The 24,323-nt window shown below is 65.7% G+C and carries 22 protein-coding genes; 6 read left to right on the forward strand and 16 right to left on the reverse strand.

Annotation, left to right across the window (positions count from 1 at the left end):
- The first annotated feature begins 576 nt into the window (after nucleotides 1-576).
- Entirely contained in the window at nucleotides 577-1,461 is an 885-nt protein-coding gene (locus VKT83_17155; GenBank protein ID HLY24196.1) for an AsmA family protein, read from the forward strand.
- Nucleotides 1,462-1,966: 505 nt separating this feature from the next.
- Here VKT83_17155 and VKT83_17160 read toward each other — a convergent pair.
- The 3 genes from VKT83_17160 to VKT83_17170 form a co-directional block, all read right to left on the reverse strand.
- Nucleotides 1,967-2,236, reverse strand: coding sequence for a GlsB/YeaQ/YmgE family stress response membrane protein (locus VKT83_17160; GenBank protein HLY24197.1), 270 nt, complete (start codon nucleotides 2,234-2,236; stop codon nucleotides 1,967-1,969).
- A gap of 55 nt (nucleotides 2,237-2,291) precedes the next feature.
- Nucleotides 2,292-2,528: a hypothetical protein gene (locus VKT83_17165; GenBank protein HLY24198.1), complete on the reverse strand. Its 237-nt coding sequence runs from the start codon at nucleotides 2,526-2,528 to the stop codon at nucleotides 2,292-2,294.
- A 215-nt stretch (nucleotides 2,529-2,743) separates the two neighbouring features.
- Nucleotides 2,744-3,280, reverse strand: coding sequence for a general stress protein (locus tag VKT83_17170; protein ID HLY24199.1), 537 nt, complete (start codon nucleotides 3,278-3,280; stop codon nucleotides 2,744-2,746).
- Nucleotides 3,281-4,104: 824 nt separating this feature from the next.
- Between VKT83_17170 and mgtA the strand changes: the two genes are divergently transcribed.
- Entirely contained in the window at nucleotides 4,105-6,765 is a 2,661-nt protein-coding gene (mgtA, locus tag VKT83_17175; GenBank protein ID HLY24200.1) for a magnesium-translocating P-type ATPase, read from the forward strand.
- Between the two features lie 49 nt (nucleotides 6,766-6,814).
- On the opposite strand, the gene VKT83_17180 is transcribed toward mgtA, so the two are convergent.
- Complete coding sequence (locus tag VKT83_17180) at nucleotides 6,815-7,666, reverse strand: SPFH domain-containing protein (GenBank protein ID HLY24201.1); 852 nt, start codon at nucleotides 7,664-7,666, stop codon at nucleotides 6,815-6,817.
- Nucleotides 7,667-8,192: 526 nt separating this feature from the next.
- Here VKT83_17180 and VKT83_17185 point away from each other — a divergent pair.
- A complete protein-coding gene (locus tag VKT83_17185) occupies nucleotides 8,193-8,639 on the forward strand; it encodes an Hsp20/alpha crystallin family protein (GenBank protein ID HLY24202.1) in 447 nt (148 codons plus the stop codon).
- Between the two features lie 636 nt (nucleotides 8,640-9,275).
- Here the strand turns inward: VKT83_17185 and VKT83_17190 are convergent.
- The 10 genes from VKT83_17190 to VKT83_17235 form a co-directional block, all read right to left on the reverse strand.
- Entirely contained in the window at nucleotides 9,276-10,172 is an 897-nt protein-coding gene (locus VKT83_17190) for a DUF3830 family protein (GenBank protein ID HLY24203.1), read from the reverse strand.
- A 124-nt stretch (nucleotides 10,173-10,296) separates the two neighbouring features.
- On the reverse strand, nucleotides 10,297-11,343 hold the full coding sequence (locus VKT83_17195) for a saccharopine dehydrogenase NADP-binding domain-containing protein (GenBank protein ID HLY24204.1): 1,047 nt from the start codon (nucleotides 11,341-11,343) through the stop codon (nucleotides 10,297-10,299).
- Nucleotides 11,344-11,350: 7 nt separating this feature from the next.
- The gene (locus VKT83_17200; protein HLY24205.1) at nucleotides 11,351-11,851 is read right to left on the reverse strand and encodes a VOC family protein; all 501 of its coding nucleotides are present in this window, start codon (nucleotides 11,849-11,851) and stop codon (nucleotides 11,351-11,353) included.
- A 7-nt stretch (nucleotides 11,852-11,858) separates the two neighbouring features.
- Nucleotides 11,859-12,875, reverse strand: a complete 1,017-nt coding sequence (locus tag VKT83_17205) for a thiamine pyrophosphate-dependent dehydrogenase E1 component subunit alpha (GenBank protein HLY24206.1) — start codon at nucleotides 12,873-12,875, stop codon at nucleotides 11,859-11,861.
- The gene (locus tag VKT83_17210; protein ID HLY24207.1) at nucleotides 12,875-13,885 is read right to left on the reverse strand and encodes a transketolase C-terminal domain-containing protein; all 1,011 of its coding nucleotides are present in this window, start codon (nucleotides 13,883-13,885) and stop codon (nucleotides 12,875-12,877) included. Before VKT83_17210 ends, VKT83_17205 begins: the two co-directional genes overlap by 1 nt.
- 42 nt (nucleotides 13,886-13,927) lie before the next feature.
- Nucleotides 13,928-14,986: an aryldialkylphosphatase gene (locus VKT83_17215; protein ID HLY24208.1), complete on the reverse strand. Its 1,059-nt coding sequence runs from the start codon at nucleotides 14,984-14,986 to the stop codon at nucleotides 13,928-13,930.
- 20 nt (nucleotides 14,987-15,006) lie between these two features.
- On the reverse strand, nucleotides 15,007-15,900 hold the full coding sequence (locus VKT83_17220) for an ABC transporter permease (protein HLY24209.1): 894 nt from the start codon (nucleotides 15,898-15,900) through the stop codon (nucleotides 15,007-15,009).
- A complete protein-coding gene (locus VKT83_17225) occupies nucleotides 15,897-16,841 on the reverse strand; it encodes an ABC transporter permease (GenBank protein ID HLY24210.1) in 945 nt (314 codons plus the stop codon). The genes VKT83_17220 and VKT83_17225 overlap by 4 nt, the downstream gene beginning before the upstream one ends.
- Before the next feature lie 28 nt (nucleotides 16,842-16,869).
- The gene (locus tag VKT83_17230) at nucleotides 16,870-18,432 is read right to left on the reverse strand and encodes an ABC transporter substrate-binding protein (GenBank protein ID HLY24211.1); all 1,563 of its coding nucleotides are present in this window, start codon (nucleotides 18,430-18,432) and stop codon (nucleotides 16,870-16,872) included.
- Between the two features lie 28 nt (nucleotides 18,433-18,460).
- Nucleotides 18,461-19,261 carry an IclR family transcriptional regulator gene (locus VKT83_17235; protein HLY24212.1) on the reverse strand — a complete coding sequence of 267 codons (801 nt, stop codon included), beginning with the start codon at nucleotides 19,259-19,261 and terminating at the stop codon, nucleotides 18,461-18,463.
- Nucleotides 19,262-19,633: 372 nt separating this feature from the next.
- Here VKT83_17235 and VKT83_17240 point away from each other — a divergent pair, with 372 nt between their 5' ends.
- From VKT83_17240 to VKT83_17250, 3 genes are read left to right on the forward strand one after another with little or no spacing between them, the layout of a single operon-like run.
- Nucleotides 19,634-21,199 (forward strand): ABC transporter substrate-binding protein, encoded by a 1,566-nt coding sequence (locus tag VKT83_17240; GenBank protein ID HLY24213.1) that lies wholly within the window; start codon nucleotides 19,634-19,636, stop codon nucleotides 21,197-21,199.
- Nucleotides 21,200-21,217: 18 nt separating this feature from the next.
- Nucleotides 21,218-22,144: an ABC transporter permease gene (locus tag VKT83_17245; GenBank protein HLY24214.1), complete on the forward strand. Its 927-nt coding sequence runs from the start codon at nucleotides 21,218-21,220 to the stop codon at nucleotides 22,142-22,144.
- Entirely contained in the window at nucleotides 22,144-22,998 is an 855-nt protein-coding gene (locus VKT83_17250; protein HLY24215.1) for an ABC transporter permease, read from the forward strand. The genes VKT83_17245 and VKT83_17250 overlap by 1 nt, the downstream gene beginning before the upstream one ends.
- A 137-nt stretch (nucleotides 22,999-23,135) precedes the next feature.
- Here VKT83_17250 and VKT83_17255 read toward each other — a convergent pair whose 3' ends face one another.
- Complete coding sequence (locus tag VKT83_17255; GenBank protein HLY24216.1) at nucleotides 23,136-23,462, reverse strand: hypothetical protein; 327 nt, start codon at nucleotides 23,460-23,462, stop codon at nucleotides 23,136-23,138.
- A 172-nt stretch (nucleotides 23,463-23,634) separates the two neighbouring features.
- Nucleotides 23,635-24,138 carry a pyridoxamine 5'-phosphate oxidase family protein gene (locus VKT83_17260; protein HLY24217.1) on the reverse strand — a complete coding sequence of 168 codons (504 nt, stop codon included), beginning with the start codon at nucleotides 24,136-24,138 and terminating at the stop codon, nucleotides 23,635-23,637.
- Between the last annotated feature and the right edge of the window lie 185 nt (nucleotides 24,139-24,323).

A 24,323-nucleotide genomic window follows, 5' to 3' on the forward strand; every position in this document is an offset into this window, starting at 1 on the left:
GCCTGGGACATGTAGTTCGTCGACGCGCTAAACGCAGTAAGATTGGAGACGGTCGGGTACTGCTGCGCCGACGCGATCCCCGACAGCGTTGCCGAGAGCATCACAACGCCAAGAACGATGATCGCGAGCTTTCGCATGATCCTTCCCCTCCTGAGTTGCCGACGCGACAGGAAGACCTGATCGTTCACCTGAGGCTCACTTGAATGCTAGCAGGACGAGAATTTTCGGTCTGCTCAAGATTGCTCACAACTCAGGAAAGCAAAGACGCGATCCCGGCGTCGGGCTCACGCGCATGAACATCCCCTACATGCTGGGCACGATGTTTACGCGGAACCGGGACCGCGCCAAGGTCATCGGCTTCTCCCCTCCTAATCGCAGGCGATCGCTACGTCAATGTGGCCCGCGGAGGAAACCGGGGTGGAATCCTCCAATACAGCGCGTGCAGGTGCACCAACAACGAGTTGAAAAGCCAAAACGCAAATTCCGGCTAGCATGAGCAGCACGTACGTGCCGCCCCCAGTCATTGGGGATCGGGGCGCGGGCAGGTCCTGGCTCCGCTCGCGATGGCTCCTCATCGTGGGCGCGTCATTGTTCGTATGCGTGGCCGCGGTGGGGGCGGCTCCGTTCCTCGTCCCGGCCGATCAGTTCCGGCCGCTGTTGATGCACCTGCTCACGGCTGACATTCAGCGTGACGTGCCTATCGATACCCTGCAGCTCCACGTCGTGCCGACAGTGCACATTCGAGCGACCAACGTGCGCATCGGGAATCCCGCGGGGTTCCCGGCCGGTGATGTGATCGCCGTCAAGACGATCAACTTTGGCGTCGCCCCCCTCGCGCTGCTTACGCGAAAGCTGGACGTCACATCCGTGACGGCGATTGGTGTGCAAGTAATGCTGAGGCGCGATCCTGCCGGACATACGAACTACGCACTCGGCGTGGCGGGCCCGGCCGGCCTGTTCAGTCTCGGCCACGTCCGCGCGATCACGCTGCGGGACGTTGCGATCAGTCTTGCCGGCATCGGTCTTCGCGGCGAAACCACGCCGGTGCTGGCGATAGGCGGGGTGAATGCCGCGGCTCGGTCGATCGATCCGAGCGCGCGGGACTGGGCCAAGCGCCTCGAGTTCGTCGCGGATCTGCGCGGGGCGGCCCTGACCATGCCCGCGCTGGCCGCGCCGGTGCGGTTCCAAACCGGCCGGCTTCAGGTCCGGAACGGCGTCGGCCAGGCCGCGTTTGCGGCGTCCCTCGAGACTATGCGCGCGACAGGGGCCGTGAAGATCCCGAGCTTCGCGCCGCTATCGATGACGTTCTCGATCGCCATCCCCGAGCTCAATCTCGAAACGATAGGGCGCACGTTCCACGGCGCCGTGGGCCGGCCCGCCGGCACCGCACCCGTCCCTTCGCAAAGCCGTTTCCTGGCCCGGGGTGTGCTCACGATCGATCGGCTGGCGGCGGCTCCGTAGGAGGCGACGCGCGCGACCGCACGGCTGAGCATCGGGGCAACGACGCAGCCAAGACTTTCGGTTACACGGCGACGGGCTGGAGGCGACGGCTCACGGAAGCTTCGGATTGGACGAGACGTTGAACTACGCGGGAACGGCGACCGTCCAGGTCGTGGCGTCGACGGCGCCACGACCGCGCGGCTTCTTCCCCGCGATCGGGAACGCGGTCGGCCAGGCGGTGAGGGGCATGATGGGTCCCACGGAGGTGCGGGCCGCCTTCTCGGTAGGGGGCACCTTCAACAAACCCGCGTTTGCCCCGGTCGGGTCTCCGGGGCTCCATCGCACGCCAAGCGGGTCGCCGCGGGCACCGGCGCCTCCAACACCGCTTCAGCAGCGGCCGCCGGAGAGTGCCAAATGAGGGCGGATTTTGAACGCATCTCCCTCGACCGCTCTTGCGACGCCGCGGCGGCCTCGAGTGCGAGGCCGCCGCGAGCAACTTCTCTCACGTCAATCGTCGCATCTCATGCTATGCCGATCTGGCAGTCCGTTTTCCGGTGAACAGCCGCATCAACCACAGTACGACCACGGCTCCCACAAAGGCGACGATGATCGACCCGATGTTCAGTCCCGTGGCCCCGGGGTGCCCGAAGGACTTGAAGATCCACCCGCCCACGAAGGCGCCGACGACCCCGATGACCAGATCTCCCAGGAGGCCCGCGGGCCCCTCTCCCGGCATAACCATCCTCGCCAACCAGCCCGCAATGATCCCGACGATAATCAATGCGAAGATACTCATTTGCCGACCTCCCTTCTCCTATGAGGAGCCGGATATCGAGCCGGCGTGGTGACGACTATCCGCCCTGCTGGTGCACGATGCGCCCAGCTTCCGTATAGGTGAGCCACTGACCGGTCTGCTGGTGACTCACATACCGCAGATAGCCGGGCAGGGACATGAAATTGGTCTGCGCGGTGAACGGAGTCAGGGTACTCACATTCGGATACTGCTGGGCCGAGGCGACACCCGCCAACGCCGCCGAGAACAGCGCCACGCCAAGGACAATGACCGCGAGCTTGCGCATGATCTTCATCTGATTTCCTCCTCCAGATTCCTGGGTTCATCTCAAACTGCAAATCAAGCGTACCAGGACAAGGGGTTCGCGTCCGCTCAAAATTGCTCACACCGCGCTCCTCGCGCCCATTCAGCGGCAGAGAGAGGACAGCGCAGCGCCGTCCCCTCTCTGTGATTCACTCTGCGTTTCCGAATCGTATCGATTCCGCCTGAGAGCTTGGCTCTCCCCAGCCCCTACTGCGTCGCCGAATGTACCGCCAATTCGGCGGGGTGCGCTGTAGCGATGATGTCTTTTGCCCGCGAGACCTCTGCCGACGTCCCGTGCACGAGCAGCAAAAACTTGTCCGACTTGAGCGCCGTTTCGTATTTCAAGATGCTGTCCTTCGGGATGCCGATGCTGTAGAGACCGGCCCCCAGAGCGCTCAATCCACCCACCACCGCCGCGCCCTCCAGCGCGCCGACGATCCACGTCACCATCGGCCCCGCCACGAGGATTGGGCCAAGGCCCGGAATCGCGAAGAAGGCGGCCCCGAGAAATAGTCCCCAGATGCCTCCCCAGAACGCACCGAGTTTGCCCCAGTATCTCATGCGGTCGCCGGTCGTATAGTAACCAACCACGTGTTGGTCCGTATGGTAGTCTTTGCCGATGATGGATAACTTGCTCATATCGAAACCCGCCCTCTGAAGCTCTTTCACCGCCTGCTCGGCTGCGGTATGCGTGTCAAAGACAGCAGCTGTTGCATTTAGCTTGGTCATTACGTCCGTTGCCATGTGACCATCTCCTCGTATTGTTGAAGTCGTCACCATTTCCACACCCACCACGTTGCCATGGCCAACGCAATCATCGCGAGACGAGCGATCAGACCAGATCTCATCTGAAGTGCCTCCTGCGCGGGGAGACTTAACCAGCTCACCCCACTGAGACGTCCTTCAAACAAACAATACTCGCGCTGAGTGGTGCGGACCGTTCAATTTTGCTCGCTGAGGGGACCCTGCGTCGCAGCGCCGCCGCCGCGTCGGGCTTGCCCGTCAGGCGTGAGGTGGCGTCCGGCAATATCGGACCGTGCTATACTCGCCTCATATTTGCGAGGAGGGAGCCGCATGGCCGTGTATCCGCAAGGCGGACAACGGTGCGTGTGCGGGGCCGAGTTGCAGCGGTTGGGGGAGGGAGAGCATTTCGAAATTCCCCTCAGACGAGTAAGCGCCGGCAAAGGCGACGCGCCGCACGAGGCCGGGATCGAGGTGGAGGTGTTTCGCTGTCCGACGTGCCGCCGCATCGAGTTTTTCCAGGCAGGAGGCGGACCTGAGGCGACCGTACGGTATGGCGGCTGAGCGAAAGAACACGGGTTCCGCCCTACGTTACGGGCAAGAAGCACCGGAGCAACCGGGCGAACCGGACCAATCGTTATAGCCAAATTATTGTAGATACACTTCGGCCATCGTTTTCCGGGATGGTGCTGAGTGAAGTGCATCCCACTTTGATGCCCCATGAAAATTGCGTGCCCAGGCGGCGGAACCTGGTGACGCAAGGTGACCTGCACTGTCAACGATGCTGATCGCGGCCATCAATCTTATGAAGAGCGCGCGCTAGCATCATGTCTTCCGCCCGGAACACGACCCCGGAAGGACCGGGCAGCGGCGGCCTCCTCGATCTTCCCGAGGCGGCTTGTCTTCCGGCCGAGGATGTTCTTATTCGGCTGAATACGACGCGGATCGGATTGACGTCGAGTGAAGCCGCACGCCGGCTGGCGCTCGTCGGCCCGAACGCTCTGCTCGGTCACGTCGTTGGGCCGCTGAGCGTGCTGGGCAGCCAGCTCAAGAACCCCTTCTTGCTCCTGCTTGCCGCGACCGCGATAATCTCGCTGCTTCTGCAGGACCGGACCAATGCCCTCATCATCCTCGGCATCGTCGTCTTGAGCGTGGGGCTTGGGTTCGTCAGCGAGTACCGATCCGTGCGGGCCATTGCGGATCTCCATACGCAGGTGCGCCATACGGCACGTACCTGGCGTGATGGCCGCCTGACCGCCGTCGAGGTGAGGCTGCTCGTCCCGGGGGACGTCGTCGTCCTCGACGTCGGTGACATCGTTCCCGCAGACCTGCGACTGCTCGACGCGCAGGTCTTGGAATGCGATGAGGCGGTGCTGACGGGCGAGTCAGTGCCGGTCGAGAAAACGACCGCGGCCGCGAGGCGGAGTGGGGCGCTCAGTCTGTCCTCGTGCGCGCTGATGGGAACGGTTATTCGCGCCGGGACCGGCCGCGGCGTCATTGTGCGGACTGGACCCGCAACGCAGCTCGGGCAGATTGCCACCCGCCTCGGCGGACGGATGCCAGAGACCGCCTTTCAACATGGCCTGCGCACCTTTTCGGGGCTGTTGGTGTGGATCACGACCATCGTGACGACCGTCGTGTTCGTCGTCAACGCGGCCGTCCATCATTCAGTGTTCGAATCCCTCCTCTTCGCGTTGGCCATCGCCGTCAGCTTGACACCCCAACTCCTGCCGGCGATTGTCACCGTGAGCCTCGCCACGGGGGCCCGCCGGATGGCGGCGCGCTCAGTCCTTGTGAAGCGTCTGGTGAGCATCGAGGACCTCGGCAATATGGTAGTGCTGTTTACTGACAAGACCGGGACCCTCACAGAGGGGCGGACGACGTTCGCCAACGCGTTCGATCTCGGTGGCGTTCCTTCCCTCGAAGTGCTGCGATTGGGGTTGCTCTGCACCGCGGCGGCGGCGAGCGGGGATGGAATCGTCACGGGCGGAACAACCAACGTGCTCGATGCGGCGCTTTGGGCATCGGCGGCGGCGCAGGACCTGGACCTCGGCGGCTGGCGCCGGGTCGCGGGAGCCCCGTTTGACTATGAGCGGCGCCTGATGTCTGTGCTGGTCGATGATGGGACGCAGCGACGGCTCATTACCAAGGGCGCGCCAGAATCGGTCCTCGCGCGGTGCACCGCGTGCCCGTCCGCTTTTCAGGAGTTACTTACGGCTCAGTTCGCCGCCGGGGCGCGGGTGGTCGCGGTGGCGACGCGCGAGGCGAGGGAGCTCGGGGCGATCACCCCAGCCGATGAACGCGGTCTGACCCTGGCGGGCCTCCTCGTCTTCGTCGATCCACCGAAAGCGGATGCCGCTTCATCGATCGACCGCCTTCAGCGGCTGGGTATCATCGTCAAGATTATCACGGGCGACAACGAACTCGTCGCACGGAAGGTCTGCGACGACCTCGGCATTCTGGTGAGCGGCACGCTGACCGGGACGGCCCTCGCACAGATGAGCGACGAGACGCTTGCCGCGGCGCTGGCGACGACCACCATCTTCGCACGCGTCTCGCCCGAACAGAAAGCACGGCTCATCCGGCTGCAACGCAAGACCGGCGTAGATGTTGGATTCCTCGGCGACGGCGTCAATGACGCGGTCGCACTGCATGACGCGGATGTCGGGATCTCAGTGGAATCGGCGACCGATGTGGCCAAGGACGCAGCTGACATCGTGTTGGTGACGAAAGATCTCGGAATCCTCGCCAATGGCGTCGCCGAAGGCCGACGTATTTTCGCCAACACGATCAAGTACTTGGTGATGGGAACGTCATCGAACTTCGGCAACATGCTCAGCACTGCCGTTGGCTCACTGGTGCTGCCGTTCTTGCCGCTGCTACCGTCGCAGGTCTTGCTGGGTAACTTGCTCTACGACGGAAGCGAGATGGCGATCCCGATCGATAACGTCGATGAGGAGCAACTGCGGCGGCCGGCGCATTGGGACATGACTCTTATCCGTCGCTTTATGACCGTGTTCGGTCCCATCAATTCCCTTTTCGACTTCTCGATTTTCGCTGTTATGCTGATCGCGTTCCGCGCGGGCCCGACGTTATTCCGTTCAGGGTACTTCGTCGAATCGTTCGTCACGCAGACGCTGATCATCTTCGTGCTCCGCACGCGCCGGGTGCCGTTCCTTCGCAGCCGGCCGAGTTGGCAGCTGGCGACCACGACGATCGGTGTCACCATCGTCGGCGCCAGTCTGCCGTTCTTGCCGATCGGGGCGTGGTTGGGGTTCGCGCCTTTGCCTCCCGTGTTTTTCCGCGTGCTCGCCGGGCTGGTGATCGTCTACATCCTGCTCGTTGACGCCGCCAAGACGTGGTTCTTTCGTGCAGCCGCGGTACGCATCGCGCACCGCCCGGCTCGACCATCACATGAGCACCGGCGAATGTGGCGCATGCTGGCGCGTTGGCGCCATCCGCACGAGGCCATAGAGACTCTGCGGTGAAAGGCACGACCGGAGACGGTGTTTCTTCGATGGTCGCGCCTCACGATCGTTATGGCCTCCGCACCCCATCCACGAACGGCTGGAGCAGCCGGGTGAACTCCATCGGAAACACGACCTTCGTGGCGGGGCCCGCGCCGAGGGCTTTCAGAGTCTCCAGGTACTGGAGGCTCATCGTATTCGTGTCCACGGTCTTGGCGACGCTGAAGATTTTGTCGAGCGCAAGCGAGAACCCCTCCGCCCGGAGGATCGCGGCCTGGCGGTCGCCCTCGGCCTTCAGAATTGCCGACTGCTTTTCTCCTTCGGCGATGGTGATGGCGGCCTGTTTCTTTCCGTCCGCCTCGGTCACGAGCGCGCGCCGACTCCGTTCGGCGGACATCTGCCGCGTCATCGCGTCTTGGACGTCCTTGGGGGGCGTGATCTCGCGGATCTCCACGGTGGTCACCCTGACCCCCCACCGCTCTGTGACCTCGTCAAGCTTGACGCGCATGACCTGGTTGATCTGCTCACGCTTCGTCAGGGCGTCGTCGAGGCTGAGGTCGCCGATCACGGCGCGCAGCCCGGTCGTGGCGATCCCCTGCGCAGCGCCGGCGAAGTGGCCCACCTGGATGACGGTGCGCTGCGGGTCGAACACCTTCCAGTAGATCAGGAAATCAATGGTGATCGGCGCGTTGTCCTTGGTGATGCACGTCTGCGCGGGGATCTCGAGGAACGCCTCCCGGAGGTCCACCCAGACCGCCTTGTCGACGATCGGGATCAGGTAGACGATCCCCGGACCCTTCGGACTGAAGCTGCGACCCAGGCGGAACACCACCAGGCGCTGGTAGTCGCGGACAATCTTGACTCCGCTATACGCCAGGAGCACGGCGACGATGACAACTGCGATCCCGAACGCAGATCCCATGGTGCTCCCCTCCCGCCGCGTAGCTCCTTCGCCTTCGCGGGACCGGCCTCCCTCCGCCTCGGAGCGCCTTCGGCTTCGTGTGGGCGCGGGGCCCAGTTGAAGAGACGCCGTACTGGTGACCATCACGGCCACGTGATCAAGAAGAGGAGGCATAAGGAGCGACGAGGATCGCCCGAGGCTCGTCGCAAACAGGAGGAAATAGGTACTAGAAGCACCCGCCACCTTCGTGCAGCCTCGCGGCGCTTCGACGCATCCCCCTGGCATGGGCTGGAGCGGTGGAAGCATGCGCCAATGGAGGTAAGCCCCCAGATCTGAACCGATGAGGCCCCTTGCCGGCTTCGTTTCTCCGCCCAAACAAGCGTACACTAAGAGTGCTTCCCCTTCCTTACGCCCACGGCCATGTCCCCGGCACTCGGTCGGCTCCTCGGAGGAGAAGGTACCCGTATCGCACCATGAAATCGACACCGGCACCCACGCTCCCTATGAGGTGGGTTGGTGTGAACCATAGAACGTGGGAGGTGACAACATGATTCTCATGAGAAGGCCGATCTTTGATGAGGACTTGCAAGAGATGCGTCGCCAACTTGGCGGATTCCTGAATGCTCCACCGGCGTCGTGGATACGCGAGAGCGTCGGGCCCGAAACGGAGTGGCAGCCGCCGGTTGAGGTGTTCGAAAATGCGCAAGAGGTGGTCATCAAGGCGGCGCTGCCCAACGTCGATCCGAAACAGGTGGACATTACCATCACCAACGACGCCGTCACGTTTAAGGGGTCGACGAAGCACGAAGGGCAGGAGGACTGCAACTATTATCGCCGAGAGTTGCAATACGGAGCCTTTCTCAGAACCGTGCCTCTTCCTACAGAGGTGAAAGGGACTGAGGCAACGGCATCCTACAACGATGGAATGCTCGAAGTAAGACTGCCAAAGTCGGACCGAGCCAAGAATACGACCGTGAAGGTCGAAGTCAAGTAGCCTAGACCATGCCGCGGGGAGGAGCGTAAGCACCGCTCCTTCCCGCGCGGCTGGCGTCTCCCCGCACGGCTGGCCGGCGGGTTCGTGTACGGGTCAACCACCATCCGCTCACGGTGCAACTGGCTAGTGAGATGGCCGAACTTGCCGGTCTGCGCGTGGAAGCCCACGATGCCGGGACTACCACCGAAGACGGTTCATACCCAAATTCCGCTTATGAAACGCGCTTCAGACGCTCTCTCCAGATTCGGTTCGGAACCCGGATCACCAGATCTCGCGCCGGCATCGTGCCGTAGTGTCGTTTGGCGCAGGTCGTGGAGCAGAACTCATCCCCCTGCTCGACGGCAAGCGTGGGCCGTGCTTCCCCGCATTCCTTGCAAGCGTGTGTACGCATCGCTTACCTCCTAAAGCCTCTTCCAAAAAATGAACGGTGGCGCAGCGCGCCACCTGACACCTTTGATTACGCGGATCGGTCCGATTTTATTCCGCGCGTCAAGGAAGGTCATCCAGCGAAACACTTGCGCCCGGTAAAGCTCTCTGCACCAAACGTCGACTGTCTACGTCGATCCCGGCACGGCGCCCTCAGCGCATCTGCGCTTGCGTTGTCTGAGTGGCAGAAACACCCGCATGGCTCGCCCCTCACCGCCGTCCTTTCTTCGGTTTCGCCCGCTCCTTACGTCCGCTGCCCACCATCGTGATCGACATCGGCTTTGCGCCTTCCAGCAGTTGGCGCTGCGCCTGCTCCACGTAGGGCGCGATATCGCCGTCAAAGCAGGCCACGGGGATCAGAGGGCTTGGATTGCCCTGCAGACCCTCCGCCGCGTCTCCGTAACAGATACAGATGCCGCCGTCGGCCGGATCGTAGTAGAGGTACCCGGGCCAGTGGAAAGTGGTCCCGCGTTCGGTCGATCCGGACAGACGGACTCCCGGCCGGCGCGTCGATCCGGGGTAGAAGCGGGTAATCGCGGCGCCCCACATGGAGTTCGAGGCCTGGCCCTCGAGCGGCAGCAGGCGGGCGAACGCCCGGGAAGCCTTGGGGAACTCGTCCTCGAGCAGCGTCGCGGTGAGGCGCGCGCCGCCGAACCGAACGTCGAGCTTGCGTCCGCGGCGGGCCTGATACCGAAACGGCGTAGTCTGGTCGGCGGCCCGCCGGAACCGAATCCGCTTAGTGCCGGTGAGCCGCAGCGCGTCGCCTTTTTTCGCCCACTCGCTGAAATCGGGTTCCAATTCCGCCAAGGGGGTGACTTTGAAGAACCCCTGCGTGGCGGCAAACGCGGCCTTGCCGATGCAAAACGCTATCTCCTTGATCGGCGGATAGAAGACCACAGAACCCGGATGCTGAAAGAATGTCGCGCTTTCGAGATCGAGCTCGCCGACGGGCGTCTCGTCCAACATCCGGAACATATCGCCCGAGACCTGCGCGTGGACGGCGCGCCCCTCGAAAGGCAGCGATTCCCAGACCGCCTGAGATGTCTTGGGAGCTTTCTCTTCGTTCAGCAGGGCCCTGCAGACCACCCCGTCAAGCTCGATCTCCATGAACTTCATCCGTTAAATCCCCCCTCAGGACTGTCGGACGTGCGCTGCCATTGAGGTGCGTTCGCCGCCGATCGGAGGCTCTCCCTACGGCGGAGGAGTGGACGGCGGTACGAATCGACCGCTTTCACCCCATCGTACGAGGCAGCGCTACCCAGGGTGTCGGAACGCGCAGGTCGAGCCTCGTTCGCAGCCCGGGCTCCGCTGCCAGGATCTGGGGAATTGCGTTCACGACCTGGGCCGCTGCGGTCTCCACGGGGGGCGAAGCGGGACGAACCCGAATCTCGTGCGTTGTGCCGCCGTCTTCGATTCTGACTGAATCCAGAACTTCAAGGCCGAGCAGTTGCGGCAGCAGATGAAGCGAAAGCCGGAAGTCGAAGCGCAGCCCGCCGGCACATGTCCCGACCGCCTGCTGCACGAGCCCCGCGGCCGTTCCCTTCACGAGACCGTCCTCCGCGCGATCGGCGATAAGCGGCTTGATCGATTCCTCGAAGCTTTGGACTTCCGTCCCCAAGGAAGCGGCGATCATGTCCATGCTTTCGCGGAAGCCGATATGTCCCGCGATGCCGCCGGATAAGATCCGCTGCTCGAACGCCGCGGGCGCGAGGCCGAGCCCGAGCCGGTCGCGCACGGCCGGCCCGAATTCTGACGCGTCGGTCACTCTCGACACCGTGATCACGCTCGGATGCGAGCGCGAGCTGAGCGCCTCCAGCACCAGGGCGTCGAACACGAACCCGGGATTCACCCCGGTGCCGAGCACGCTCACGCCGGCCGCGCGTGCCTCCCGATCCAAAGTCTCCGCGGCGTCCCGGTGAACCACCCACGGGTACGCCAGTTCCTCGCACGTCGAGATCACGTGCGCGCGGGCGCGCGCCGCCTCGACGATTTGGGGGAGGGCCCCGTCGAGCACCGGCACGGTCGCGTGCAGGACAACGTCCGGGCGCGCATCCGCGAGCGCCCGTACCGCGTCGACGGCGATGGCGATGCCCGCGGGAAGCCCCGGCACGTGGCGGCGTGCGGGCTGACCCGCGAGCGACCGCGAGATCACGGCGACGACCTCGACCCCATCCCGACGCGCGAGCAGCGCCGCCATCCGTCGGCCGACCCGCCCGAAGCCGAACAGCGCCACCCGCAGGGCAGCGCGGGCCGGTGCCTTAGATCGCCCGCCTTCCATGCCCGCGTTACCGTCCGGGCGCGGGCATGCTGGGACGCAGCACCGGAAGTTTGCCGGGGCGCTGGGTGACCGCCATGATCTGGAGCAGCTCGTTGTCCGGGCCGCGGAAGTAGACGGCCCGTCCGCCGGTGTACGCTCCAAAAATCAAGTTCACGGGCGTCATGAGAGTGGCGCCGATCCGCTGCAGCCGCTTGATCGCGTCATCGAGATCCTCGGCGAAAAAGGCCAGGTGCAGCCCGCCGATCGCTTCAGGCGGGTAGGTCACCGTCGGCTGGCCCGGCAGATGATAGTATTTCACGAGCTCGATGATCGTGTTGGTGTGGGGAATCTTGAAAAACGTCACGTCGAGCTCCAGGCCCGGCTGGCCCACCATCGCGGCAACCGGCTTGGCGCCCTCGCCGCGAAACTCCACTTTCTGGATCGGCTCGGCATCGAAGAGCGCGCTGTAGAATCGGACCGACCGTTCCATATCCGATACAATGACCCCGACGTGCTCAGCCCAGTACAATTGATCCTCACCCCCCTGCGTAGACGTGCCGGAACATATCTTCCTCCCGCGGTTCAGGGGCCGCCTTTACGGCCTCGACCACCGATGCCATTGTCGTCTCCCACCGCCCGCGGACTTCTGCGATGAGCGCGTCCGGATCGCCGGGTTGGAGTTCCGCCGCCACCAGGCGAACTGGGTCGCGCGCCTTCCAGGCCTCGAGCTCACCGGGCAGGCGGTACTTCGCCGGATCGCTGCGCGAATGCCCGACGAACCGGTAGGTCTTCGCCTCGATCAGGGTCGGCCCGCCCCCCGCGCGGGCCCGCTCCACCGCCTCGCGCATGGCCGCCCGCATCGTGCCGAGCGACTGCCCGTCGACCGCCACCCCGGGCATCGCGTACGCGGCGGCCCGCGACGCGATCTCCGGCACGGCGCTGGTGCCGTCGATTCGCGAATATTCCGCGTAGAGATTATTTTCACACACGAATACGACGGGCAGCGCCCAGATGCCGGCGAGATTGAGCGCTTCGTGAAACGCCCCGATGTTCGCGGCCCCGTCCCCGAAAACCGCGACGGTGACCGCGCCGTCGCCGCGGGTCTGACTCGCCAGCGCCGCGCCGGCGGCGATCGGCAACTGCGCGCCGACGATCGCGACGGTCGGCCATAGGCCGAGCGCGCGGTCCGACAGGTGCATCGAGCCGCCGAGCCCGCCCGTGCAGCCCCGGCGCCGTCCCATGATCTCGCCGAGGACGGCGACGGCCGGCATCCCCAGCGCCAGCGCCCAGCCGTGGCCGCGGTACGTACACAACACCCGGTCTGTCGTGCGCGTTGTTCCGGCCACCGCGACGCAGACCGCCTCCTGCCCCTGACAGGTGTGCGTCGTGCCCGGAATCAGGCCCTCGAGAAAGAGTTGCTGGACGTGCTCTTCGAGCACGCGGATCTCGATCATGCGGTCGAGCGCGGCGCGGAGATCGCCGTCGTGGAGCGCGGCGCGCCGCTCGAGGGGCGTCGCGTCCGCGGTCTTCGGAGCGAAAGGCTTGCCCATCATCACGACTCCTCCCACCAGGGCAGGAGCAGCCGGCCGTCCGTGCACAGCGCGTCGATCTGTTTCGCGACAAACTCGGGAGACGGCAGATACCGGCGTTCGAGCGCCGCGGAGAAGGGCACGGGCACGTCCGGGCAGGTCACGCGGACCGGCGGGGCGTCGAGCGAGTCCCATCCGCGCTCCACCACGTGCGCCACGACGTCCGCCCCCCATCCGCCGGTGTACGGATTTTCCTCCACGACGATGAGCCGGTGCGTGCGCGCGACCGACTCGAGCACGCTCGCGCGGTCCCACGGCAGGATCGTCTCCAGATCCAGCAGATCGACGGGCCAGGTCTCCGCGACCGACTCGGCGGCCTGCGCGGCCACCCGCACCATCTGCCCGAGCGCCACGACCGTCACGGCGTCACCCTCCCGCACGCGCCGCGCCGTGCCGAGAGAACTCGGGAGCTCAGCCGCGGGATCGAAGTCTTCGCGGGTGAAGTACAGCGCGCGCGGCTCGAGCACGACCACAGGATCGGGATCGCGGATCGCGGCGCGGAGCACCCGGTAGGCCGACCTTGGTCCCGACGGGCTCGCGACCTTCAGGCCCGGCGTGTTGAGGAGCCACGTCTCCAATGTTTGCGAGTGCTGGGCGCCGAAGCCCAGGCCGGCGCCCGCGGACGCGCGGACGACCATCGGGACCGAGAACTGACCGGCGGAAAGGTAACACATCTTGGCGGCCTGCGTCACGACCTGATCGAGGGCCACGCCGAGAAACTCGATAAACATCATCTCGGCCACGGGCCGCATCCCGGCCATCGCGGCCCCGACCGCGGCGCCGAGGATCGCGGTTTCCGAAATCGGCGTGTCGCGCACGCGCATCGGCCCGAACTCCTCGAAGAGCCCGTCCGTCGCCTTGAAGACGCCGCCCGCCGCCCCGACGTCCTCGCCGAGCACCATCACCGACGGGTCCGCGCGCATCTCGTCCGCGAGCGCGCGGCAGATCGCCTCGTTCATCCGCAACAGCGCCATCGGCAGTCTCCTCTCCGGCGCTCACAGCGCCGGCCCATCATGTCAGCAGTCGGCCGGCATCGCGAACACGCGGCGCGGGTTGTCGACCACCGGCTGCCGGACCTCGCTCTCCGTGAAGCCGCGCCGCCGCATCCAGGGCAGAATGTTGCGCACGATGTGGTCGTAGCCGGGACCGCCGTGGCGGCGCGTGCGGTGCTTCACGCACACGTCGTGCGAGAACAGCAGCTGGGCGCCGTACCCCGCGTCCATGAGCGCGCGCACCAGGTCGAGCCGCTGCGCGTCGCTCGGCATGTCGATGCCGAACGCCTGATACGGGAACGTCGCGGTCGTCTCGCACCCGAAGAGGTCGTATTCCAGGTAGCAGCCGGTGTCCGCGAGCGCCTTGAGGCGGTCGAGGCCCTGGACGGTCCGGTCGATGTGGGAGATGACGACGCGCCGCGGGTCGGCGCCGCGCGATCGAAGGATGTCGAGGATCTCAAACGGCGAGTCGGGATGACGGCCGGGATGCACCGACAACCCGCACCCGAGCGCCGCCTGCGCCGCCCCGGCCGCGCGGAAAACTTTGGCCTCCACCGGCACGAGCGGCCACGAACTGCCGATCTCGCCGATGAAACCGGCCTTGATGCCGGTGTCGTCGACCCCCTCGGTAATGTTGCGGATAATCTCCTGGGTGATATCCTCCTCTGACATCGACGCGACAGAGGGCGGATGGGTCGGCGCCACGTAGTACCCGCACCCCATTACGATGTGGAGCCCGGTCGCGCGGGCGATGCGCGCGATCGCATGCGGGTCCCGCCCCAGCCCCACGGACGTGCAGTCGACGAGCCCTTGGCCCCCGGCCTCCCGGTACAAGCGGGCCTCGTCGATCGCCGTGGTCTCGCTATCCAAGATCAGATTGTCGAGATTGGAGGCCCAGTTGAGCTGAATCCAATGGAAGATCTCGAGCGAGACGGGCCGGCGCGCGAGCTCCCGGTCCGCCGGGTCCGGCGGCTCGTGGAACGTCACCCCGCGCTGGTCGCAGAGCAGATGCTCGTGGCTCATCGTGATGCCGAGCGACTCCGGCGGGATCGGGCCCAGGACGGTTTGCACGACCTCTGCCATGTCCGCGCTCTCCTTCCCGCTTACGCGCCGTCCGGGCGCATCCCGGCCCGCAGCCGCGGGTCGAGCACGTCGCGGAGGGCGTCCCCGAGCAGATTGAACGCGATGATCAGGAGCACGAGCGCCAGCGACGGGAAGATTACGAGCCACGGCGCGACCGTCACGAAGCCGCGGGAGGCGGCCAGCATGTTGCCCCAGTCGGCGTTCGGCGGCTGGACGCCGAGTCCGAGAAAGCTGAGCGACGCCTGCGCGATCTCGGCGGTAGACAGGCTGAGGGCGGTCTGCACGATCATCGAGGGAAGGATGTTCGGCAGCACGTGCTCCACGACGATGCGCGCCGGCGAGCAGCCGGTCGCCCGCGCCGCTTCGATGAACTCGCGCTGGCGCACCGACAGCGTCGCCCCGCGGGCGATCCTCGCAAACCGCGGCACGTACACGATGGCCACGGCCATGAGCGCGTTGTTGAGACCGGGGCCGAGTACGCCGACGACGAGGAGCGCCAGCAAGAGCGCCGGCATCGAGAACATGACCTCCACGATCCCGCTCAAAGCGAGGTCAGACGTGCCGCCCGCGTAGCCCGCCACCAGCCCGATCGTCGTGCCGGCCGCCAGCGCGACCGCGACGGACGCCGCCGCCGAGTACAGCGCGATCGGGGCGGCTGCGGCCACGCGGCTCAGCTGGTCGCGACCGAGCTCGTCCGTACCGAACCAGTGGGCGAGGTCCGGCGCCTGCAGCGCGTCGCGCGCATTGATCTGCGTCGGTCCGTACGGCAGCAGGCGCGGCGCGACCAGCCCCAGCAGGACGATGAGCCCGAGCAGCGCGACCGCGAACCGTCCTTCGGCGTGACCGAGGAGACGGCCGAGGCGCACGCGGCCGCGTCCCGTGCCGGTGAACGTGGCCGCCGCGGTCGCCGTCATGCCCGTTGCGTCGGATCGACGATCGGATAGAGCAGATCCACCAGCAGGTTGGCGAGGATGTACGTCGCGGCGATCACCAGCGTACCGGTGACAACGAACGAATAGTCGCGGCGGCCGATCGCCGCCAAGAGTCCGCTGGCGAGGCCCTCGAGATTGAACACCTGCTCCGTCACGATCAGGCCGCCGACCAGGCTGCCGAAGACGTAGCCCTGCAGCGTGATGATCGGCGCGAGGGCGTTCTTGAGCGCGTGGCGGTAGATCACGTGCCGCGGCGGCGCGCCCTTCGCCATCGCGGTGACGATGTAGGGCTGGCCGAGCGTCTCCAGCAGTGACGTCCGCGTCATCTGCGCCGTCATCGCGGCCAGCGGAACGGCGATCGACACGCTCGGCAGCAGCATCGAGCGGAGGTTGAGCCCGACGCTCTGCGCCAGCGGTACGTACCCCACCTGGTACAGCGGCTTCAAGAAGAGCGCGCCGGCGAGCACGAGCAGCACGCCCGCCACGAACGGCGGAATCGCGAACATCACAAAGAGAATCGCGCGCACGATGACGTCCGCGGGGCCGTGCGCCCGGACGGCGGTGAAGACGCCGAGGAACACCCCGAGGACGATCGACTCCGCGAGCGCGAGCAGCGCCAGCTCGAGCGTAATGGGCGCGCGGCGCGCGATCTCAGCCGTCGCGTACAGGCCGGTGATCGGAGACTTCCCGAGGTTGCCCCTGAGCGCGTCGCCGAGCCAGTGCGCGTATTGCACGACGATCGGCTGATCCAAACCGAGCCGGTGCCGAAGCTCACGATACTGCTGCTGGGTCGCGCCCTCCGAACCCACGAGCACCGTGCTGAGGTCGCCCGGGATCAGCGTCCCGAGCCAGAACACGAGAAACGACACCACGAGCAGGACGCCGAGGCCGGCCGCGAATCGCCGCGCGACGTAGCGCGTCATCGCATCGGGCCGGCGCCGGAACGCACCGTTAGCGGGCCGGGCGCCTCACCGAGAAGTAGAACCGCCGGCTCCCCGTGAAATCATACGAGACGCCCTCGACCTGGCTCGGAAGATAGGCTACCCACTTGTTCTCCACAACGACCCCCGTGAACGGATACACGAGGTTCGCCTCGGTGATCTGGATCTGCCGGTAGATCCCCGGCAGCTGACCAAACGACGCCTGGGTCGCCTGGTCCAGCAGTTTCTGCAGTTCGGGCGGCGTCGGTCCCTGCCGGCCCGCCCGCGGCACGATGTACAGGCTCGGGTCGGAGAAGTACGGCGCGTTCGTCATCGTGAGATCGTAGTTGGCCTTGACCAGGCGGTCCAGCCATACGTTCGTCTCCAGCTGCTGCAGCTTCAGGCGGATCCCCGACTCGGCGAGCTGGCTCTGGAGCACCTGCGCGATGCGGGCCCACGTATCGCCGAGCGCCGGCCACATGAACGTCAGGTCCACGCCGCTCGCGTATCCCGCCTGCGTCAGGAGCTGCTTGGCCTTGGCGACGTCGCGCTGGTAATAGGGCTGCTGGGGCAGCGGCACGGCCCAAGGGTGGCCGGGCGGGAAGGGGCCGGTCGGCGCGCCCTCGCCGAGCAGCGCCAGCTTGACCACCTGGGATCGGTCGATGCTCGATGCGATCGCCCGCCGGACGTTCACGTTGTCGAGGGGCGGCCTGACGCTGCCCATGTTGATCTGATACGTCGAGGCGCTCGCCACGGTAACGACCCGCATCCCCGTCACGCGCTTCAACGACACCACGGTGACCGGCGTCGGGTAGGCGAGACCGACCGACCCCGACAGCAGCGCCGCCAGCGCCGTCTGCGCCTCCGGAATGTAGCGGATGACGAGCCGGTCGGCGCGCGGCACGCCCGGCTGCCAGTAGTCGGGATTGCGCTCCAAGATCAGCTCGGAACCCGGCACGTACGAGACCATCCGGAACGGTCCGGTTCCGATCATCTTGGTCGCGGGGTCCGTCGTTTGCGCGGCCTGCCTGCTCAGAATGGCGCCGGCGACCGCGAACGGATCGCCGAGGTTGTTGAGGAAGGACGAGTCGGGCTTCTTCAGCCGAATCTGCACGGTGCTGGGATCGAGCGCGGTCGCGGCCGTCACGTTGGGGAAGCGGGCCTTCGCGTACGGGATCCCCTTCGCCATCAGCCGCTCGAACGTGAACACGACGTCATCGGCCGCGAGCGGACTACCGCTGTGGAACTTTACGCCGTGACGAAGGGTGAACGTGTAGGTCATGCCGTCGGGGCTGACCTTCCACGAGGTGGCCAGCATCGGGGCGACCTTGCCGTCGGGCTGCACGACGACGAGCGTCTCGTAGGAGAGCTGCCAGACCAGCCAATTGTTGAAATCCGAGTGCGCGATCGGATCGAAGGTGTCCGGCGGCGTCGGCTCCGCAACCGCGACCTGTCCGCCGGCCATTCCGGCGGCGAGCGCCGGGCGCATCACCGCCGATGGAGTGACGATCAGGCCGGCCGATGCCGCGAGCAGCACGCACCCCAGCAGCGCGGCGACGCGGGTCCCCCGCCAGTGCGCGAACCCCCCACTCATGCGCGTCCCCCCTTGTCCGTCCTGAGCACTACCCGATCTTCAGCCTGCGCCTGGCCACGATGGCCGCCGGCGTTCCCGCGAGATGCGGCGCGATCCGGCTCGCGCTGCGCGCGAGCGCGGCCGCCAACTGCGGAAAGCGCTTCGGTCCGAGACGAGCCGCGGGCCCGGAGATGCCGAGCGCGGCGACGACACCGTTCACCGGGTCCTGCACGGGCACGGCGAGGCAGACCAACCCGAGATAAGATTCCTGGCGGTCCACCGCGTAGCCGTCCCGGCGCACTCGCTGGAGTTCTGCGCGCAGCCGCGCATGATCGGTGATCGTGTGCGGCGTGAACGGCTCGAGGCGCAGCGTCGGCAGCAGTTCGTCCCGATGCTCGCTCAGCGCCAGCAGCACTTTGCCGGACGCCGTGCTGTGCACCGGGAGGAGCGCGCCGACGCCGTAGTCCATCCGGAACGGCAGCGGCGACTCCACCCGGTCGAGGACGAGGACTTTCCCCCCGTGCAGCCTCGTCAGGCCGATCGTCTCTTCGAATTTGACGTTCAGGTCCCGCATCTGCGCGCGCACGGCCTCGCTCGGACGCAGCAGTGACGTGGCCGCGTCGCCGAGCTGCGCCGCGGCGAGGCCGAGCCGGTACCGGCCGTAGCCGTCGCCTTCGAGAATGAAGCCGGCGAGGGCGAGCGTCCGGATCAGCCGGTGGCACGTGCTCTTCGGTAGCCCGACCCGCCGGCTGACCTCGGCAAGATCCAATTCGGGGCGCTGGGCTGTAAAGAGGCGCAGAATGGCGAGCGCCCGCTCGACGGCCTGCACTCCGGAAGAATTCCGTATCATGGAATATGGTCCTACGATGCAGAATTTCGTCAGAGCGCCGATTTCCCCTACATGACGGACAGTGGACACATGCTTTTCCCCTTCCAATCCGTGACTGGCCCGGTTGATTCTTGGCGGGATCAAACAACAGAGGGCTTTCTCACGATATTCGCCCACACCCAGGCCAACAGTTCCATACGCTCGCCACTGCACCTGAGATCGTCTTCGTGCTTTCCGGCGCGGAACATCAGCCGAACGTGAGGCCGCGCCGTAGGAACCCGCACCGGTGCCAGAGAAGGGCCGCGACGCCCGGCGGTGACGCGAGCCGCGCAGGGATCGCGAAAGGGGGCACTCCGGATGCGCGCATGGCACGGATCGGGATGGCGTTCGGCTTTGGCGATCTTGACGGCCGTTCTGACGACGTCGGCGGTGGCGGCCGGGGCGCCGGCCGGGCCCACGCCCGGCGGCACGTTAACGTTCGGGATTCGCCAGGAGCCAAGCACGACCGATCCCCACGCCTCCGCCAACGGGGTGTCGCAGCGGGTGCTGGCGCATCTGTACGACGGCCTCGTGTACCAGACCCCGGACGGTGCGTACCATCCGTGGCTGGCCACGAAGTGGACCGTCAGCCCAGACGGAAAAACCTACACGCTGACCCTCCGCGCCGGGGTGAAGTTCCACGACGGCACGCCGTTCAACGCGAGTGCGGTGAAGACAAGCCTCGATCGCATCATCGATCCCGCGACGCGGTCCACGTCCGCCATCTCCGCGATCGGCCCCTACGCATCGAGCGAGGTCGTCGACGCGTCCACGATTCGCGTGCACCTCAAGGAACCGTACAGCCCGTTCATCAACGCGCTGAGCCAGCCGTGGTTGGGCATGGTCTCGCCGACGGCGGTCAAGAGCTGGGGCCGGGACTTCGCCCAGCATCCGGTCGGCACGGGACCGTTCAAGTTCGTCGAGATGGTCCCCCAAGACCACATCACGCTGGTCCGCAACCCCGACTACGCGTGGCCGCCGTCGGCCGGGAAAGCCCACTCCGGCCCGGCGTACCTGGAGCGCGTCGTCATCCGCACGGTCCCGGAGGATTCGACGCGGCTGGCGACCCTCCAGAACGGAGAAACGAATCTGATCGAGCCGTTGCCCGAGCAAAACGTAGCGCAGGTCCAGGGTGACACAAACCTGTACGTCCTCAAGCAGATGGAGATGGGCGCAGGCCGCGTCGTGCTCTTGAACACCCAACGCGCCCCGACGAACGACGTGCGGGTGCGCCGGGCGATCGAATTTGGGGTCGACACCGCGACACTGGTCAAGACGCTATTTTACGGACAGCACATGGTGGGGCGGTCGCCGGTATCGCCCGTTATGCCCGGCTATGACAAGAGTTTGGAGCGCATCTACACGTACGATCCGGCGAAAGCCCGGCAGCTTCTGGAGGAGGCGGGATGGCGCCCCGGCCCGGGCGGCGTCCGGGTCAAAGATGGACAGCCGCTGCGGATGAGCCTTTTCATCATTCCCAACATCGGCGCGGAGCCGACGGCAGAATACCTTCAGTCGCAGCTCCGGCAGGTGGGCATCGACCTAGAGATCCGGGCGCTCGCCCGCGCCGCCTGGTACGAGGGGATCAACCGGGGAGACCACAACCTCACGCTGGCGTTCTTCATCTGGCCTGATCCGGACATCCTGCGCACACTCTATTACTCCACCAACATCCCGTTCAACTGGTTCCACTACAACAACCCGGACGTCGACCGGATGCTGCTTGAGGCCAGCCGGCTCACCGACATGCGGGCGCGGATCGGCCTGTACCGGCGGGTCATGCGCAAGGTTATGGACGATGCCCTTCCCCTCACCCTCTATTACGAGAACAACATCCTCGCGGCACGGCGCACGCTGCAGGGCGTCAAGTTCGACGCGGTCGGGTACCCCTTGTTCTATGACGCGTACGTCACACGGTAGCCGGCCGGCCCGTGGGCGATGACGGCGTACGCCGCGAAGCGGGTGCTGTCCGTCGTGCCGGTGCTCGTCGGGATCACGGCATTCGTGTTCCTGATGCTGCACCTCGTGCCTGGAGATCCCGTGATTCTGCTGCTCGGAGAAGGCGGCGTCGCCTCCCCCCAGGCGATGAACGCGCTGCGCCATGAGCTCGGGCTGACCGATCCCCTCCCGCTGCAGTTCGTCCGCTACACGCGCGACGTCTCGCGCGGAAACTGGGGCCGGTCGATTCGTTTCAACCGGCCGGTGCTCGCGCTGCTGATCGAGAACGGACGGTACACGATCGAGCTCGCCGCCGCCGCGCTCACGATCGCCGTCGTCGCGGGCCTGCCACTCGGGATCCTCGCCGCGGTCCAGCGCACGCGGTGGGGAGACAGCGCGGCAATGTTCGTCTCGCTCGTGGGCGTGTCGATGCCCAGCTTCTGGCTTGGAGCAATGTTGATCTTCGCCTTCTCCTTGCATTTCAAGTGGTTTCCGGCGATCGGCCAGGGAGGGCTGAACCGGCTCGTGCTGCCGGGTATCGCGCTCGCGTTCGCGCCCATGGCCAGCCTCGCGCGTCTCGTCCGGAGCAGCCTACTCGAAATCCTGGGCGAAGACTACGTCCGCACGGCGCGGGCCAAGGGCATGGCCGAACGCGCCGTCATCCTGCGGCACGCGCTTCGCAACGCCTTGATCCCGGTCGTCACGTTCTTCGGCCTAGAGACGGGGCGCCTGCTCGGCGGCGCATTTGTGGTCGAGACGGTCTTTTCGCGGATCGGGCTGGGGCGGACGATCGTCAACGCCATTCTGAACAAGGACTTCCCGGTGGTCCAGGGCGCGGTGCTGTTCGTCGCGGTGCTGTACGTCGCCGTCAATCTGGTCGTCGACCTTTCGTACGCTGTGCTCGACCCGCGCGTCCGATTCGAGTGATGCCGCCGCTCTCCTCTGGGGCGTGGGATACTGCCTGGAGGCGCGTCCGGCGGCACCCACACATGGTCGTCGGCGGGTCGGTCTTCCTGGCCCTAGTACTCGTCGCCGTCGCCGCGCCGCTCGTCGCCGGCACCGATCTGTATCTGATGAAGCCGCAGGACGCGCTGTGGCCGCCTTCACAGCAGCATTGGTTCGGCACCGACGAGTTCGGCCGAGACCTCTTTACGCGCATCGTACACGGCGCCCGGCTGTCGCTCAGCGTCGGGCTGGTCGCGGTGGGCATCGCCTGCGGGATCGGCGTCGCGGTCGGGCTGACGTCGGCGTACTACGGCGGTCTCCTAGACCTGGGATTGATGCGCCTGATCGATTTGATGCTCGCCTTCCCCGGGATTCTTCTGGCCCTCGCCATCGTCGCGGTTCTCGGCCCGGGGTTGACCAACGCCATGATCGCCGTCGGCATCACCGGCATCCCGTCGTACGCTCGGGTGATCCGAGGCGCCGTGCTTCAAGCCAAGGCCTTTCTCTACGTCGACGCGGCCCGTGCCGTAGGGGTGCCATCGCCCGTGATTCTGGTGCGTCACCTGCTGCCGAACGTCGCGGCCCCGATCATCGTGCTCTCGACGTTGAACATGGCCGCGGCGATCCTCACCGCGGCGTCGCTGAGTTTCCTGGGGCTGGGCGCGCAGCCTCCGCAGCCAGAGTGGGGCGCCCTGCTCAACGCAGGTCGGAATTGGCTGCAGCGCGCGTGGTGGCTGACCACGTTCCCGGGCCTCGCGATCATGGTGACCGTACTCGCGATCAATACGCTTGGAGACGGCCTCCGCGACATCCTAGATCCCAGGCTTAGAGGGTAAGCGAGGAGCACGATGGCCCACGACGATGGAGAAGCGCGGCAGATAGGGCCCGACGGCCAGACTTGAACGATGACCTGCGCATTACGAACTTGTTGATAGTCTTCCTCAAGGAAACGAGTGATAGCAGGCTCGTCAAATCATCGATGACTGGCCACCACTATTGGGCTAAGCCAGAACCTCACGAGTGCGGGAAAGTAAGTAAGAGCGGCGATGAAGAGCCAGATGATGGCGACGGGCCGAAAGATGTCTCCCTTTAGGAACGGGAACATACGGAGCACCTGGCGTCTATGGTGCGTGCCGAGAACGTACGCGATCCCAGCGGCAGGGCCGAAGAGCAGAATACCGACCAAGAACATCCTGAGGAACATCAGCATGAGGTACTTGCCAAAGTCCGGGAACAGGATGGGCACCGCATGCGGATGCTGCACGGCTCGTTCCCCCTCTCCGCACACGATAATGCCCATGGCCGATGCCCGATAGACTGCGACGGTTTCGGCTTGAAAATATGGATCCGGCGATCGATTTTGAACCGATGACATGCGCATTACGAATCTGCAAAAGGCAATGTCAGACTAGTATCGTGGTGATCTGTCGCCTTCGTCGCGGTGATGCGAAGTTCTCTCAGTAACCGCCTCGTTAGGGCGCCACAACTTTGGATGTCCGCCCGGCACGCTGCGTGCGAAGGCTTTCGTAGTACTCGGCGTAGCGGCGCATCACGTCGTCCTCCTTGGCGCCGGTGACGTAGATGGGCGATGTAAGGGGAGCGGCCTGCGCGACTTTGATGAGCACCACGCGCTCGACGCGCCGCGCGAGCGCGTCGCCGAGGCCATACGTGTTCCTGTAGAAGGTCATAGCGTGCTCGAAGAGCGGGCCACCGTCAATGACTGTAGCCTGCCCTTTGAAGCGGTATCCCCGCCGGGTGATTGGGTCGACGACGTTCACTTCGACCGCCGGATTGTGAGTCAAGTTGGCAATCGTTCCCGGCGAGCAAATGTCGGCGAAGATCAGATGGTCGTCGTCCCACACGGTGGTGGTGCCCTTCGGCGACAGATTCGGCGTGCCATCGGCACAGACCGTTGCCACGAATCCAAGCCGCTGCTCCCGCACGACGCGCTGCATGTCCTCGGTCAGGGCTCCCATGACGCAACCTCCTCACAATGCGGTGGCCACATCATACCAACGGTGGCTATTCGAACGTCAATATTACTAGTCACATAGCCTGATACGGAATACAGAAAAATTGACCATGCTCGTACGGCGGCTCGCGCCTGTCGAGCGCCGCTTCGCAGCGCACCACCGAGTCACCTCGCGCGCGAGGCCCAACG

Source organism: bacterium (genome assembly GCA_035308905.1).
Classification (GTDB): Bacteria; Sysuimicrobiota; Sysuimicrobiia; order Sysuimicrobiales; family Segetimicrobiaceae; genus DASSJF01.

Excerpts from the sequence above, each read along its gene's own strand:
- VKT83_17225 (HLY24210.1), bottom strand. The coding sequence starts at position 16,841 with ATGACGCGCTACGTCGCGCGGCGATTCGCGGCCGGCCTCGGCGTCCTG.
- VKT83_17180 (HLY24201.1), bottom strand. The coding sequence starts at position 7,666 with ATGGGATCTGCGTTCGGGATCGCAGTTGTCATCGTCGCCGTGCTCCTG.
- VKT83_17195 (HLY24204.1), bottom strand. The coding sequence starts at position 11,343 with ATGGAAGGCGGGCGATCTAAGGCACCGGCCCGCGCTGCCCTGCGGGTG.
- VKT83_17215 (HLY24208.1), bottom strand. The coding sequence starts at position 14,986 with ATGGCAGAGGTCGTGCAAACCGTCCTGGGCCCGATCCCGCCGGAGTCG.
- VKT83_17210 (HLY24207.1), bottom strand. The coding sequence starts at position 13,885 with ATGGCGCTGTTGCGGATGAACGAGGCGATCTGCCGCGCGCTCGCGGAC.
- VKT83_17205 (HLY24206.1), bottom strand. The coding sequence starts at position 12,875 with ATGATGGGCAAGCCTTTCGCTCCGAAGACCGCGGACGCGACGCCCCTC.
- VKT83_17245 (HLY24214.1), top strand. The coding sequence starts at position 21,218 with ATGACGGCGTACGCCGCGAAGCGGGTGCTGTCCGTCGTGCCGGTGCTC.
- VKT83_17165 (HLY24198.1), bottom strand. The coding sequence starts at position 2,528 with ATGAAGATCATGCGCAAGCTCGCGGTCATTGTCCTTGGCGTGGCGCTG.
- VKT83_17230 (HLY24211.1), bottom strand. The coding sequence starts at position 18,432 with ATGAGTGGGGGGTTCGCGCACTGGCGGGGGACCCGCGTCGCCGCGCTG.
- VKT83_17220 (HLY24209.1), bottom strand. The coding sequence starts at position 15,900 with ATGACGGCGACCGCGGCGGCCACGTTCACCGGCACGGGACGCGGCCGC.
- mgtA (HLY24200.1), top strand. The coding sequence starts at position 4,105 with ATGTCTTCCGCCCGGAACACGACCCCGGAAGGACCGGGCAGCGGCGGC.
- VKT83_17250 (HLY24215.1), top strand. The coding sequence starts at position 22,144 with ATGCCGCCGCTCTCCTCTGGGGCGTGGGATACTGCCTGGAGGCGCGTC.
- VKT83_17235 (HLY24212.1), bottom strand. The coding sequence starts at position 19,261 with ATGATACGGAATTCTTCCGGAGTGCAGGCCGTCGAGCGGGCGCTCGCC.
- VKT83_17185 (HLY24202.1), top strand. The coding sequence starts at position 8,193 with ATGATTCTCATGAGAAGGCCGATCTTTGATGAGGACTTGCAAGAGATG.
- VKT83_17160 (HLY24197.1), bottom strand. The coding sequence starts at position 2,236 with ATGAGTATCTTCGCATTGATTATCGTCGGGATCATTGCGGGCTGGTTG.
- VKT83_17260 (HLY24217.1), bottom strand. The coding sequence starts at position 24,138 with ATGGGAGCCCTGACCGAGGACATGCAGCGCGTCGTGCGGGAGCAGCGG.
- VKT83_17170 (HLY24199.1), bottom strand. The coding sequence starts at position 3,280 with ATGGCAACGGACGTAATGACCAAGCTAAATGCAACAGCTGCTGTCTTT.
- VKT83_17255 (HLY24216.1), bottom strand. The coding sequence starts at position 23,462 with ATGGGCATTATCGTGTGCGGAGAGGGGGAACGAGCCGTGCAGCATCCG.
- VKT83_17190 (HLY24203.1), bottom strand. The coding sequence starts at position 10,172 with ATGGAGATCGAGCTTGACGGGGTGGTCTGCAGGGCCCTGCTGAACGAA.